A 14,093-nucleotide genomic window follows, 5' to 3' on the forward strand; every position below is an offset into this window, starting at 1 on the left:
TTAAAAGATTTAAACCACCCTACTCTTCTTTTCCGCTTCGACGAGTTGACCGCCGTTTTTGAAGTACTTGATAATTCCCTCGGATGCGCGGTAGCCTAATGCGCCGATTGTTGCGGTTGGGTGATGGCCTGCAAATTGTGGGAAGGCGGATCCGCCTACCACAAAGAGGTTATCGACGTCCCACATTTGCAAATAGTTATTCACTGCAGATGTTTCTGGGTCGTCCCCCATGATGACGCCGCCCGCGTAATGACCGCCGTCATAGATATGGTCGAACTCGTCTGGAACTTCATCCACGTCCACAATGTCTGCGCCCATTTCTTCCATGATTTCTTGGCATTTCTCAATCCCGAACTTTGCCATATTGCGGTCTTGGTCGGTATATTTATAAGTAATGCGCAATAGTGGATCATTGAAACTATCCGTATACGTTGGATCCAAGTCTACAAAGTTATGCCAATAAGACATCGTTGCCATCGTATACCATATATTGAGTGAGCGATTCGCGTAATAAATGGAGTTTTTCTTGAATTCTGGTCCCCATGCCGGCGTGCCTTTTGGGACGTGATTTGTCGCAATGGCGCCGTCTCCGTATTGCCTTAGTTCAATTCCACCACCATTAATGAAGTCCAAATTCGAATGATCGAAATTATCCCCCGCAAAATCACTCATCGTCCCGCCTAAAGCACCTGCACCCATATAATAATTAAACTTCTTGTTTTTAAAATACCCTCTCGCACCGAGAAAAGTTATATTAAATTGACCATTGAAATTTCTTCCAATTACACCTTTTTTCGTTTTCGGGTCATATGGGCGTCCGATGCCGGATAATAAGAGTAAGCGATTATTCGCAAACGTGAATGCGGCTAATACCACGACATCCGCTGGTTGTTCAAATTCTTCGCCAGTCATCGTATCGGAATAAAGGACACCTGTCGCTTTGCCGTTTTTGTATATGACACGCCTGACATAGGCACCAGTTCTTGCCTCAAAATTTCCAGTCTTAACAGCCGTCGGAATTACTGTCACTAAAGGATCCGACTTCGCTCCAAAATCACAGCCATATTGCGTACAAAATGAACAAAACATACATTGATTCAGCGTTTCACCATCGGGATTTGTATAAGTTTGCGACAGATTACCTGCAGCAACCCGGTATGGGTGGTACCCCATCTTTTTGGTCGTGTCCATAAATAGATTAACCGCCGGCGAACTCTTCATTGGCGGATTCGGATAATCACTCGAGCGTTTGTCTCCTATAGGATCTGGCTCGCCTGAAATCCCTGCTGTTTTCTCCCATTGATCATAATACTTTTCCATCTCATCATAAGTAATTCCCCAGTCCCGTATCGTCATGTCCTTGGGAATTTTATCCTTCCCATAACGCTCAATTGTCTTACTTCTAATCTCAAAATCATATGGCTTCCAACGGTAGGTGGCGCCGGCCCAATGGACACTCCCACCACCTAAGTCAGTCCCAACCATTACTTCCTTACGCGTTCTAACCGGCAACGCAACTTCATCTATATAGTTTCGAGAGGTAATTGTTTCAGTAGACAGATTCTGCATCATCTCATAGCGATTCGTATAACGCAGCTCGTCTTTTACCCCTATGTAATCTGACCGAGTAATATTTTTTCCGCGTTCCAACGCGACCACTTTATAGCCCGCTTTTGAGAGTTCAGCCGAGACGACACCACCTGCCCAACCCGTCCCTACAACAACTACATCCACTTTATCTAATTTAACAACCATCTATTTTCACCTCCTCTTAATGACCCTGGTAATCCCGCAAGCTTTCTGGTTCCATTTTGATAAATTCCTCATCTTCAATCGTATCCAGGTAACTCATCCGTGGACCCGGATACTCTTTCATCCGCCATCCCATCATGTCTTTATTGCCGCCGTAAACCGGATCCGCATACGCGCCTTCAATCGTAGTTTGGAGAAGTAAATAGAAAAAGTTCGCAGACCCTATCCCTTTCATCTCAACTTTATCCTCTTCAAACATGCGTAGTACTTCATCTTGCTGGTCCGGTTCTAAGTCAACAAACCTTGCCCCAAAATCATCTTGAGCTACTTGATCTATTTTCCGTAGGCCCACCGTGAAAATTTCCCCTCGGTTCAATATGGATTGGTACCGTGGTGTGGGACTAGGTACTTGAGTTCCTGCATTCGGTCCCTGACTATCCTGATCCCGACTGACATTATGATTACCTGTCGATTTAATATTTGTGATAAAGGGCCCCTTCATATACTCCTTCGAATTCGTCCCCCACTCGCTTGCCAGTTGCTTGTCAATAAAGAAAGGTATGCCTAATTCTATAGCGCCCGGACCCAAATCATCTTTTGGAAAAATTCGTTCTGTCGCAGCTGATAAAATCGCGAAGTCTTCAGCACGATTGATAAATACCCGCGCTTCCTGTAAACCACCACTCATATGTTTATTTTCAGTCTCTGTCGGTTTCTGTTGAAACTGATTCGTCAACAACCCGCCAACCAAAGAGCCACCAACTAACCCCCCGGCAACAAGTCCGGAATTCTTTAGAAAAGCACGGCGACTCATATCATTTTTTCCGTTCACATCTGTCGGTTTATCTGCCACTTTCTATTCCTCCTTACAACACTGTTTATCGCTTCATATCAATGATTGCCGTTATTATCCATATATATTCAATTTTATCTAGGTTTATAGTCTACCGAAGGAATATCGCAATGAGGAGTTTTCAAAGTACCCCTTTGCAGGTACCTTTTTGGAGGTACCTGTGCAAGGTGCAATTATGACTATTCACCACAACGGATAATCAACCAAAAGGATACCGACAAAGTGCTATCTAGTCGGTATCCATTTTTCACTTTATGCAATTGTAGTGAATAAATTGAATAGTGTCTTGCACAGGTACCAAAATTTCGCCCGACATTTCATTTTCGAAATGGGTTGCATCTTTTCAATTTCCGTTATATACTATCTGAGCGACCACGAACGATATATTAGATAACTTATTAATCGTTCGTCTTTTAAACTAATTAGGAGGAATTTACATCCATGAAAAACAATATTAGCCTCAAATTCTTTATGATCATCATGATTGCAGCATTTATGTTAATTGGCTGTTCTCCGAAACAAGAAGATTCTACGGAACAACCAGAGGAACGGGTTATCGGTATTATTGGAGCGATGATTGAAGAAGTTGAAATTCTTCGCGATAAAATGGACATTGAAAGCACTGAAACGATAGCAGGAATGGAATTTTATAAAGGAACATTAGACGGTGAAAACATTGTCTTGGTTCAATCAGGTGTCGGTAAAGTGAATGCGGCTGCCTGTACGCAAGCGTTAGTCGATCATTTCGGTGTTGACTATCTCATCAACTCAGGTGTTGCCGGTGGTCTAACCACTGATGTAACCATTGGAGACATCGTCATTTCAACGGACGCTGTCCAGCATGATTTTGATATCACTGCATTTGGCGAAAAGCCGGGCGTGATTGCGCGCATGGATACAAGTTATTTCACAGCGGATGAAAAATTAATTCAACTCGCACAATCAGCAACTGAGGGATTACCTGAGGATATTAAAGTCGTTCAAGGAAGAATCGCAACTGGCGATCAGTTTATTGCGAGTGCTGAACAAAAAGAATGGATTGCAGAAAACTTCTCTCCACACGCTGTAGAAATGGAAGGCGCAGCAATTGCTCATGTTGCACATTTGAATGAAGTGCCATTCGTTATTATTCGTGCAATCTCGGACGATGCCAGCGGCGAGGCAGATGTAAAGTATGAAGACTTCATCATAACGGCAGCTGAAAACGCCAGCCAGATGATTGAAGAAATGATCAAAGCTGCAGACGAAAACTTGTAAACACTCAATATTGCGAAAAAAACAGGAAGTCTACCCACAGCTAATTGGGTCGACTTCCTGTTTTTCTTTATTTAATAGTGGTTTTATTGATCAAATTATTTTCTTGAATAAAATCTTTCAAAACACCACTTAAATTCGGTGTACCCACTTCGTCTAGTTCATAGTGAACACGTGTATAGGGTTTATTAATCGAAATGATTCGAGATAAATCCATCGGCGTGCCAATAATCACTGCATCACAGTCAGCATTATTAATAGTTTCTTCAAGATCCTTCAATTGCTGTTCGCCGTACCCCATCGCTGGAAGCACGTTTCCAATATGTTGATATTTCTCATACGTATCAAGTAACGTACCCACTGCAAATGGGCGTGCATCAATGATTTCTTTCGCACCTAAACGCTTAGCCGCAACAATCCCCGCACCAATATTCATCTCGCCATGTGTCAACGTCGGGCCATCTTCAACGACCAATACACGTTTTCCAATAATACTTTCAGGCTGATCGACTGTAATTAAGGATTCTGCTTTAATAATGGCGCTGTTCGGATTTACCAGTTTAATATTGTTTTCTACGATTTGCACAGCCTCTGCAGATGCACTGTCGACTTTATTAATAATCGCAACATCGGTTGTTCTTAAACAAACTTCTCCAGGATAGTATTTTAATTCATGACCTGGTCGATGCGGATCCAACACAGTCACTGCCAAATCAGGTTCGTAGAAGGAAAAGTCATTATTTCCACCGTCCCATAAAATAACATCACAACCATCAGGATCATTTTCCGCTGCCGTTAAAATATCTGCATAATCAACGCCTGCATAAACGATATTTCCGCGTGCCACATGTGGTTCATATTCTTCCATTTCTTCAATCGTACAATTATGTTTCTTTAAGTCTTCTACTGTCGCAAAACGCTGAACACGTTGCGCATTTAAATCGCCATAAGGCATCGGATGTCTAACCGCAATGACTTTCAAATCATGCTCAAGTAATGTTTCGATAATCTTTCGCGCCGTTTGACTTTTACCCGTTCCAGTTCGTACTGCGCATACAGAAATAACGGGCTTGTTACTTTTCAACATCGTGCTTTTCGGACCAAGCACTGTAAAATTAGCACCCGCCGCATTCACAATCGCACTCACGCCCATCACATCTTCATAACTAATATCACTATAAGCAAAAACACACTCACTCACTTGCAACTCTTTTATCAAGTCCGCTAATTGATCTTGTGAATAAATCGGGATCCCTTCTGGATATAGTTCACCAGCTAATTCGCTTGGATACTTACGTCCATCTATATCAGGAATTTGCGCCGCCGTAAAAGCAACCACATTATACGCTTCATTATCTCGATAATACACATTAAAATTGTGGAAATCTCTCCCTGCCGCTCCAATAATCAATACATTTTTTCTATTCATATGTATACCCTCCTACAATTTCAATTGTTTGTTATAATTATAACCCTTTATGTATTAAAATACGAGCGATTTAATAAAATAAATAAATTTAACTATTAAAACATTCTTTTTAGCTACCTTTTCGAGGTACTTTTAGAGTACCTCTTCTACAACACCCTTTTGTTTTCCACCTAATGAGCTACCCCTAGTGAGCGTCCCCTTTTGAGGTAGCTTTTTGAGGTACCTGTGCAAGGTGCAATTATGACTATTCGCGAACTTGAATAAAAACAAAAAAAGATATCGACAAAGTGTATATTGTCGATATCCTTTTTTCAACTTATTCAATTGTAGTGTATTAACTGAATAGTGTCTTGCACAGGTACCAAAAAAATTTCTAACCTAATCCGTTCAATTCAAGTCCATAGCCATCTCCAAATTTCTTTTGGTGTGGCATTTTTTCCGTACATCATAATTCCCATGTTGAATACCTTTCCTGCCAATTTCATAAATAGCCAGATACTGAAGAGCAGAACGACGACTGCAATGCTAAGTTCGATCCATGGCCACTCTTCAAGGACTGAAAGGCGGACGAGTAAGACTGCCGGTGCAGTGATTGGGATGAATGAGCCAATTTGTGCAATGAGTCCGCTTGGATTTGAAAGGATGGGGCCGATAAAAATCGCTGGCAAGAATGGCAACATCATGACCATCCCTTGAAAATTACTCGTTGCTGTCAAATCTTCCACCGTTGCGCCAATACTGACGAAAATCGCGGCAAAGAGCAGATAACCTGCGAATGCGATAAATAAGAGAAGTATTAATTCCGGAACGAGTAAGTACTCCAGTAGCGGGATATCGAAACGCCATACCATCGCCGGTAGTGCCACAGCTAACCAAACGATGACTTGCGTAACGCCAAGGACAAAGTAACCAATAATTTTCCCTTGCATCAATTCCGCCGGTGTCAATGAAGATAAAATGATTTCTGCGACTTTCTCTTTCTTTTCCTGTGAAGCCGATTGGAATATCATCATACCTGTCATGACAATAGAGAATAGAATTAAGCCAGCAAATGCACCAGGAATTATCCGTTCTAATGGATCTACTTCATTTGAAGCAACGCCGCTTTCCTCTTCTTGGATGATCGATTCCATTTCATCGGCGTCTATCGCTGTAATCGTTACCTGGTTCATAATAGCTGATTTTTGTGTATCTGTTAGCCCTAGCTTCTCCATTTGTAGTTCCCGAAGCGGCTGTTCCAATATCGATGCCTCAAAAGGAAATGAGTCATCTATATCATCAGTCATGTACATTTTGACTTGGCCCTGCTCAAGTGCCTCCTCGGTCATTGCGAGGTAGACACTATGCTCTTTCTCCATCAATTCTTTTCGCATCTCTGCTTCTGGAATCTCTGTCTGAACCAATGTCCAATTTGTTTTGTCTGCAGCATCTACCACTTCTACGACTTCATCCCAAACACCTATTTCATCATACAAAAAGACTTGAACATTACTATTCTCGTCAGAGTCTGATTGATTAAACAACATTGGAACGAAAAAGAACGCCAAAAAGATAACGGGTGTGCTGAGCAATGAAATTATAAATGATTTATTAGTCAAGTTGCGCTTAATTTCCCATTTGGCTACCTTTAAACTATTACGCATAACTTTCAACTCCTTCAGCCAATCGATTTTGATCTGTCGCAATATCTATAAAAATTTCATGAAGTGAAATTCTATCAATCGAGAACTCTTGAATCGTCAAAGTTTCCGGCAAATTTTTGAGCCACTTCGGAACAACAACTTCCGGGGACAAATAAAGCACAGACACATCTTCATTTTGCTCAATGCGCAAAACTTCCGGAATCGTTTCTAATACAGAAATAGCATTTCGTCCTTTAATCGTACATTTAAAATTTGCATATTCATTTTTCACGTCCTCCATCGCACCATAAATCACTTTTTCACCGCGATGAATCATAAACAATCGATCACATAATTCTTCTACGACATTCATCTGGTGGGAAGAAAGAAGTATCGATGTTCCATTATTTGCAAGCGTTCGAATCTCTTCTTTGAAAGTTTCTTGACTCACTGGGTCTAATCCCGAAAAAGGTTCATCCAAAATAAGCAGCTCTGGTTCATGAATAATTGAGGCAATGAATTGTACTTTTTGTCCCATTCCTTTGGATAATTCCTCGACGGAAACTTTATCCTTACCTTCTAATCCAAATTTCTCTAAATATTTCAGTGCACGCGCTTTTGCTTTTTTCACTGGATAATCTTTCAAATCCGCCAAATATAAAATCATATCCATCACTTTCACGTTTTTATACAAGCCGCGTTCTTCCGGTAAATAACCGATTTTCTGACGCGGAATCTCATTTTTGGCGTAACCATTGAATTCAATACTGCCTTCATCTGGATACATAATGCCCATAATATTGCGGATTGTCGTTGATTTCCCCGCACCATTTGGACCTAAAATCGCCATGATTTCCCCTTTTTGCACTTCAAACGAAATATCTTTGATGATTTGTTTTGATTTGAAAGATTTCCCCAGATTGTTCACTGTTAAAACGTTTGTCATTTGCAGTTCTCCCCCAGTCACTTTATTAACAACATCGTTACGATTTCATCCAGATCGAGTGATTGAACAGTTATCCACTCCAGCTCCGCATGTTCGAAATAATCTTCAGCTTCGATCGGCCTATTTGTTACGATTGAATTTCCTTTACGCTCTACCTCGCCTGGCACAAATCCACATTCAATTGGTTGTGAAAACCAGTAGCGTTTATACATGTCAGTTAACGCTTCTTTTTCAAACTTCTCCTGAATACATCCATCTTTTATAAAGACGAGATAGTCTGCTAACTTCTGAATATCTTCGATTTGGTGCGTCGCGAGAATAATCGTTCTTTCGCCAAGATCCATCCATTCTACGAGTAAATCACCTAAAATTTTCTTAGATGGTATATCTAGATGTGCTGTCGGTTCGTCAAGAATTAGAACCTCTGCATTTCTAGCGATTACGAGTGCTAGGTTCAATTGCTGTTGCGCACCTGGCGATAATTTATTGAATTTTGTTGTTAAATCAATACCAAATAACGCTACGGCTCTTTGAAAAAACGATTCGTCCCACGTCGGATACCATTGGGCAATTAAATCTCTTAATTCTTGTCCAGTAAAAGGTGTAATTATGGGTGGTTTTTGCGGTAAATAAGCAACTTTTGGCTTCCAGGAATCATCTTCTCGAGACACTGATTGTCCCAGTATTTGTATGTCCCCAACATCTGTTTTCGTTAAATTCATGATTAAATTCAAAAGTGTACTTTTTCCAGCACCGTTCTTTCCGATAAGTGCGGATATTGTCCCCTTTTCAATTTCCCAATGAATTGATTTCAATTGAAAATTATCCACGGTTTTATGAACATCACGTATCGCTACTGCATGCTCCATATTACGATTCCTCCCTATTTCCCCTCGTATTTCTCCATCACTTCAGCAAAAATCTCTTTCACTTGCACGATTGAATAATCATGACGTAATGCTGTTTCAATAGCAGTTTCAAATGCCAGTTCCACTGCACTTATTTTTACTTCTTTTTGGAGTCCTTCTTCGATTTCTGCAACAAAGGACCCCTTCCCTTGCTTCGAATGAATGAAGCCCTGTTGCTCTAAATTCTGATAGACGCGTCTCGTTGTTATGATGCTTACTTCAAGATCTTTGGACAACGCACGAATTGAAGGCAGCACAGTTCCTGCATTCAATTGCCCACTTGCAATTAAAGCTTTAATTTGCTCTTCAATTTGAAAGTAAATCGGTTCCCGAGAATCCTTTGATAATTGAATCGGAAGTTCCATTTTACACACGCCCTTAATAGTCGATTTGCTTAATTTTTTTGGTCGCCCGTCGAAGTGCTAACGTTGTACCAAGATAAGCGGCGATGATCGATAAAATTGACGATAACAGTGGCCATTTTTTCGCAACCACCATCGTCCAATACACAATACCTTGACCTGTATACTGATTAAATAGAAGAAACACACCAACAACGAACGCCAAAAACAATGCGATATAAAGCCACAGTTTGAATGTGCTTGATTTAGTCACTTCCCCTAAATCAGCAATAGGATACATAACCCCCCAATAAATTCCAAAGGACATCCAGATAATAAAAAAGGCAATATACTCTGGAAGCGTCATAAAGGATTGCATCGTACCCGAAAATGCATAAATCGAGATTAAAAATAATGCGTGAAACGGAATCGAGTATACAAAATAAATAACAAATAAGTTTTTAATCAAAACTTCTTTTCGTATTGGCAGCTGATAGAGCATGACAAAGTATGATTTCTTAAATGAATTATCATCACTTTTTTCCAATCGAAACGTCTTCGGCTTTGCCCACATTGCAGCAACCCCGATAGTGATTAAGAACAAAAGATCAAACAGCATAAACCAATTCTCTAAATAAGCGGATGTTGATTCAATGATGAAAAATGAATAAACAATCAACATAAGTCCCGATGTAATAAGTGCTTTCTTAGAATGTCGAAGTTCAAATCTTGCTAGCGCAATCGCTTGTTTCCAATCTCCCAAATAACTCTCCCCCTAAAAACACCTAGTGTGTATGTCGTTATACACACCATAAAACACAAACAATTATTTGTCAATCTATTTTATTACTCAGTAGGAGGCAGTTCAGTTGGTTGTGTTGGAGGCGTTAGATGAGAAGGAGAAGGAGGTACCTGTGCAAGGCGCAATTATGACTATTCGCGAACTCGAATAAAAACAAAAAAGATATCGACAAAGTGTTATCTTGTCGATATCCCGTTTTCAATTTATGCAATTGCAGTGTATTAACTGAATAGTGTCTTGCACAGGTACCTAAAAGGTGTACTAAAGGTGTGCATAAAAGGTGTCCCAAAATGTGCTTACTAAACGCTTTTCCTCACTCTTTTTTCACCAATTTGGCATGTACCACTAATCGCCCTTCACGCGGATCGAGTTCGTAGTCACATGTTGATAAAGTGATAATTTGATCATCTTCGTCGATTTGAATATCCGAATGATACAGTGAGTTTTGTCGTATTTCATCCAATAACAAACCAAAATCGCCGTCATCCGAAAATTCGGTTTGAATATAATCAAAATCAGTCGTTGTTTGATACACCGAGAATATTTCAGCATCATAACTTTCATATAATGTATCAAATTTAACTACTTGATGATTATCAAAGAAATCTTTATCCAGAAACTTTGTCAGCTCCTCGAACATGGCACCGTCTTTCATCCGATGCCCGTAAAGAATTGTATTGGGATTATAATCACTGATATCAATTCGATAATCCATGAATATACTACCGGCTATCGAGTGATCCCCTTTATAATTTCGATTTAAATAATCCTCATTATTTTCGCCCTGCAATACTGGATAATTAATTTGCGTATCTTCGATTGAAACCCAACCGACAATCTCTGGATTAATACTTTGTAATTCAGTAAATTGCGGACGAATTTCACCGTCTTCTAAGTCATTTTCTTCTATGTCTATATTCGAAAAGTCATAATAGATTTCCTGTGCATCGGCTAACACTTGGCGGTTATTATGATAGCCCAAATAGATACTGATCAATGAGTAGGCTGAATATATGAAAACAGCTAGACACACAATGGTGATTGCACGCGACACGAATTTTTTCAGCGGACTTTGCTTCTCTTTTGTTCGTCTACTTCTTTCCATATAATCACTCCTATCTCCTAATTATGAAGGTACCTGTGCACGGTGCAATTATGACAATTCAAGACGGTGAATAAATACGTAAGGGAATAATTACAAAGTGTTATCTACCCTGCACCCCATTATCACTTTATACAATTGTAGTGTATTAACTGAATAGTGTCTTGCACAGGTACCGAAAAATGTACCGAAAAAAACTTTCGAAAAGGGTACCAAAACGGTACCGAAAAAATGCTTCAATCCGTCCTCAGATGCCTACTGGAACAATATACAACCCAGTACGGTCATCCTTCTTCACGATGACGTCGATACCATATATATCCGCCATTAATTGCTCGGTGATGATTTCTTCGGGCTTGCCTTTCAACACGATTTTACCGTCTTTCATGACGATGATTGTGTCGCTGTACTGGATGGCTTGGTTGATGTCGTGTAACACCATAACAATCGACAAACCGTGCGCTTTGTTCAGTTGTTTGATCAAGTCTAATATCTCGTATTGATAATAAATATCTAGATAAGTTGTTGGTTCGTCTAGAAATAAAAATTCAGTTTTCTGTGCGAGTGACATCGCAATCCAGACGCGTTGTTTTTCTCCGCCGGATAAGGAATCGATTGTTGTGTTGCGCTTCCCTTGTAGGTTGGTGCAGGTTAACGCCCATTCGATGGCCGCTTCATCTTCATCTGATATTGAGGAGAACATGCTGCGATGCGGTAGTCTTCCATAAGTCGTTAATTTTTCAACCGTCATATCTGAAGGCGCTTCGTTTTGTTGGTGAACAATGGCTAATTTCTTGGCAAAGTCCTTTGGTTTATACGTCCGTATTTCCTTACCATCCAAAATAATTTGACCTTTTTGAGGAACATAGTTATTCGACATCACACCTAAAAGCGTTGACTTTCCGCATCCATTTGGACCGATAATCGTTGTGATTTCCCCTCTTGTGATGTCACTATTTATATTGTGTAGATGATTGGTTTTATTGTCATACGAAAAAGTTATCCCTTTAATGTCCATAAATTCGTTCACTCTTTCTCAGCAAGAATATGAGGAAAGGTCCGCCAATGACAGCGACTAATATAGACGCCGGAATTTCAGTTGGCGCAATCACAATTCGTCCTAATGTATCCGCAGTCAGTGTTAATAATGCACCCGAAAGTGCAGAGAAAGGAATAAGAACCTTATGATCCGTACCCACTAACATTCGCCCAATATGTGGGATTAAAAGCCCGATAAACGCAAACATTCCTGCGACTGCTGTTGCAATCGACGCCAGTAATACCGCGACAACAGAAACAATTAACCTCGTTCGATTGATATTGACGCCTAGACTTCTTGCGGTTTTATCGCCAAGCGCCAACTGATTGCACCACGAATAAAGTAAAAATGCGAGAATAAGACCGATTGAACCATAAATGACCATCACATTGACGTCGCTCCAGTTTTTCATGAACAATGTGGATGTCGTGACTTGATTGATCGAGGTGGCCGCACCGGCGAAACTGAGTCCTTGGCTTAAACCCGTAAAGACGGCGTTTATCGCCACGCCGACTAAAATCATTCGCAGCGGATTAAGGCCAGACTTCCAAGAAAACGTATAGACTAAGTAAAATGCAAAAGCACCGCCTACAAATGAAAATAAAGGCATGTAGAAAAATAATGAAGGAAAAATAGAGACGATGAGTAGAGACATGAAACCTGCACCAGACGACACCCCGATAATGCTCGGATCTGCCAACGGGTTCTTCATGACCGCTTGCAATAAAACCCCAGATATAGACAACGCCGCACCCGCAAACAACGCAATGATAATCCGCGGGAAACGCAAGTCTTTGATGATTTCAACATTTTCATTGTCTCCTGTGAATATTCCACGAATTAATTCCAAAACGGAAACTTCCAAACTCCCCGTTACGGAAGAATAGATTGTGACTAAGATTAGTAACGTAATCACAGTGATAAAACTAATAACCTTTTTGTTCATCTTAGACATCCTTTTCGGAAATCGCATTTCAATTATAAAGCATTTCTAGTAATTCATCCAAAGCCTCTGTTGCAGCTAAATTTCCGGTTGTGCCAAAAAGCGTTTCTTCTAAATCATAGACCCGATCATTTTTAACCGCATTGAAATGTTTCCAAATATCATTTTCTTTAAACTCTTTATCAAACATCGCGACAACTTCTTCAGGCATCCCGTGCGCCGCCCTTAAAATAATATCAGGATTCGATTTCTGTAAGTATTCCGTGTTAGATGACAAAAACTCCACAGATTCGCCGGAAATAACGTTCTTCCCACCTGCTCGTTTAACAAGATCCCCTAAGTAAGAATTCTCCGTCGCAACCAAATAACTTCCAGGCACCCCCATCAAAATAAGTACTGAAGGTTGGTCTTTCCCTTCCGTTTTCAGTTTAATTTCTTCCAATTTCCCCTCAAACTTCTGGATAAGAGCCCCTGCCTGTTCCTGCCGATCATATCGTTCTCCGAGCGCCAATATCTCATTTTGCATGTTTTCTAGCGTCTGCAAATTAAGGTAACTCGTGTTAATGTTTCTACCTGAAAAAACCTCATCTAAATCACTTTTCAGCGTTGACACAGACAGCACTTCAGTCGGTTTAAGCGACAAAATGATTTCCATATCAGGATTCATCGGATTTCCTATTTCAGTTAAGCCATCATATCGCTTAGGCAAATCCTTGTAACTCGTCGGAACAGCAACTAAATCTATTTCCAACGCATCCATAATTTCTGTCACAGCGACTGTCGTTGCAATAATGCGATCGCCGTCCGAGTTTTCACTTTCAACCGCTGGGTCGGCATTTGCCGAACAACCCGCGACGACCATAATTAAGCCCGCCAATAAAAATAGGGAGAACTTTCTTTTCATCATGAATTACGCACTTCCTATCAAATTAGTCTTTTGGCCAGCTATAACAAAGGTACCTGTGCAAGGTGCAATTATGACAATTCGCGAATTCGGGTTATTACCCAAAACTGATACTCGTAAATCCTTCTATAGTCATATTCTACTTTTCACTATATACAATTGTAGTGTATAATCTGAATAGTGTCTTGCACAGGTACC

13 protein-coding genes are annotated in these 14,093 nt (G+C 40.4%); 1 reads left to right on the top strand and 12 read right to left on the bottom strand.

Annotated elements, in window-relative coordinates; all coding sequences use genetic code 11:
• Positions 1–9: 9 nt before the first annotated feature.
• A complete protein-coding gene (locus J4G36_RS10270; protein ID WP_210469905.1) occupies positions 10–1,755 on the bottom strand; it encodes a GMC family oxidoreductase in 1,746 nt (581 codons plus the stop codon).
• Between the two features lie 16 nt (positions 1,756–1,771).
• Entirely contained in the window at positions 1,772–2,566 is a 795-nt protein-coding gene (locus tag J4G36_RS10275; protein WP_210470525.1) for a gluconate 2-dehydrogenase subunit 3 family protein, read from the bottom strand.
• 480 nt (positions 2,567–3,046) lie between these two features.
• Here J4G36_RS10275 and J4G36_RS10280 point away from each other — a divergent pair, with 480 nt between their 5' ends.
• On the top strand, positions 3,047–3,862 hold the full coding sequence (locus J4G36_RS10280; RefSeq protein ID WP_210469906.1) for a 5'-methylthioadenosine/adenosylhomocysteine nucleosidase: 816 nt from the start codon (positions 3,047–3,049) through the stop codon (positions 3,860–3,862).
• A gap of 67 nt (positions 3,863–3,929) precedes the next feature.
• Here J4G36_RS10280 and J4G36_RS10285 read toward each other — a convergent pair whose 3' ends face one another.
• The 10 genes from J4G36_RS10285 to isdE form a co-directional block, all read right to left on the bottom strand.
• The gene (locus J4G36_RS10285) at positions 3,930–5,288 is read right to left on the bottom strand and encodes a cyclic 2,3-diphosphoglycerate synthase (protein ID WP_210469907.1); all 1,359 of its coding nucleotides are present in this window, start codon (positions 5,286–5,288) and stop codon (positions 3,930–3,932) included.
• Between the two features lie 392 nt (positions 5,289–5,680).
• Positions 5,681–6,931, bottom strand: a complete 1,251-nt coding sequence (locus J4G36_RS10290; protein WP_210469908.1) for an ABC transporter permease — start codon at positions 6,929–6,931, stop codon at positions 5,681–5,683.
• The gene (locus J4G36_RS10295) at positions 6,924–7,856 is read right to left on the bottom strand and encodes an ABC transporter ATP-binding protein (RefSeq protein ID WP_210469909.1); all 933 of its coding nucleotides are present in this window, start codon (positions 7,854–7,856) and stop codon (positions 6,924–6,926) included. The genes J4G36_RS10290 and J4G36_RS10295 overlap by 8 nt, the downstream gene beginning before the upstream one ends.
• A gap of 17 nt (positions 7,857–7,873) precedes the next feature.
• On the bottom strand, positions 7,874–8,725 hold the full coding sequence (locus J4G36_RS10300) for an ABC transporter ATP-binding protein (protein WP_210469910.1): 852 nt from the start codon (positions 8,723–8,725) through the stop codon (positions 7,874–7,876).
• Positions 8,726–8,739: 14 nt separating this feature from the next.
• Entirely contained in the window at positions 8,740–9,129 is a 390-nt protein-coding gene (locus tag J4G36_RS10305; RefSeq protein WP_210469911.1) for a GntR family transcriptional regulator, read from the bottom strand.
• A 13-nt stretch (positions 9,130–9,142) separates the two neighbouring features.
• Entirely contained in the window at positions 9,143–9,868 is a 726-nt protein-coding gene (locus J4G36_RS10310; protein WP_210469912.1) for a hypothetical protein, read from the bottom strand.
• 352 nt (positions 9,869–10,220) lie between these two features.
• A complete protein-coding gene (gene srtB / locus J4G36_RS10315; protein WP_210469913.1) occupies positions 10,221–11,012 on the bottom strand; it encodes a class B sortase in 792 nt (263 codons plus the stop codon).
• A 244-nt stretch (positions 11,013–11,256) separates the two neighbouring features.
• Positions 11,257–12,027 carry an ABC transporter ATP-binding protein gene (locus J4G36_RS10320; protein WP_210469914.1) on the bottom strand — a complete coding sequence of 257 codons (771 nt, stop codon included), beginning with the start codon at positions 12,025–12,027 and terminating at the stop codon, positions 11,257–11,259.
• Positions 12,017–12,994, bottom strand: a complete 978-nt coding sequence (locus J4G36_RS10325) for a FecCD family ABC transporter permease (RefSeq protein ID WP_210469915.1) — start codon at positions 12,992–12,994, stop codon at positions 12,017–12,019. The genes J4G36_RS10320 and J4G36_RS10325 overlap by 11 nt, the downstream gene beginning before the upstream one ends.
• A 28-nt stretch (positions 12,995–13,022) precedes the next feature.
• Entirely contained in the window at positions 13,023–13,895 is an 873-nt protein-coding gene (isdE, locus tag J4G36_RS10330; RefSeq protein WP_210470526.1) for a heme ABC transporter substrate-binding protein IsdE, read from the bottom strand.
• Between the last annotated feature and the right edge of the window lie 198 nt (positions 13,896–14,093).

It is taken from the genome of Sporosarcina sp. 6E9, assembly GCF_017921835.1.
Taxonomy (GTDB): Bacteria; Bacillota; Bacilli; order Bacillales_A; family Planococcaceae; genus Sporosarcina.

Bases quoted from the DNA above. Each gene is read 5' to 3' on its own strand.
- J4G36_RS10270 (WP_210469905.1), bottom strand. From the start codon at position 1,755: ATGGTTGTTAAATTAGATAAAGTGGATGTAGTTGTTGTAGGGACGGGT.
- J4G36_RS10275 (WP_210470525.1), bottom strand. From the start codon at position 2,566: ATGAGTCGCCGTGCTTTTCTAAAGAATTCCGGACTTGTTGCCGGGGGG.
- J4G36_RS10280 (WP_210469906.1), top strand. From the start codon at position 3,047: ATGAAAAACAATATTAGCCTCAAATTCTTTATGATCATCATGATTGCA.
- J4G36_RS10285 (WP_210469907.1), bottom strand. From the start codon at position 5,288: ATGAATAGAAAAAATGTATTGATTATTGGAGCGGCAGGGAGAGATTTC.
- J4G36_RS10290 (WP_210469908.1), bottom strand. From the start codon at position 6,931: ATGCGTAATAGTTTAAAGGTAGCCAAATGGGAAATTAAGCGCAACTTG.
- J4G36_RS10295 (WP_210469909.1), bottom strand. From the start codon at position 7,856: ATGACAAACGTTTTAACAGTGAACAATCTGGGGAAATCTTTCAAATCA.
- J4G36_RS10300 (WP_210469910.1), bottom strand. From the start codon at position 8,725: ATGGAGCATGCAGTAGCGATACGTGATGTTCATAAAACCGTGGATAAT.
- J4G36_RS10305 (WP_210469911.1), bottom strand. From the start codon at position 9,129: ATGGAACTTCCGATTCAATTATCAAAGGATTCTCGGGAACCGATTTAC.
- srtB (WP_210469913.1), bottom strand. From the start codon at position 11,012: ATGGAAAGAAGTAGACGAACAAAAGAGAAGCAAAGTCCGCTGAAAAAA.
- J4G36_RS10320 (WP_210469914.1), bottom strand. From the start codon at position 12,027: ATGGACATTAAAGGGATAACTTTTTCGTATGACAATAAAACCAATCAT.
- J4G36_RS10325 (WP_210469915.1), bottom strand. From the start codon at position 12,994: ATGAACAAAAAGGTTATTAGTTTTATCACTGTGATTACGTTACTAATC.
- isdE (WP_210470526.1), bottom strand. From the start codon at position 13,895: ATGAAAAGAAAGTTCTCCCTATTTTTATTGGCGGGCTTAATTATGGTC.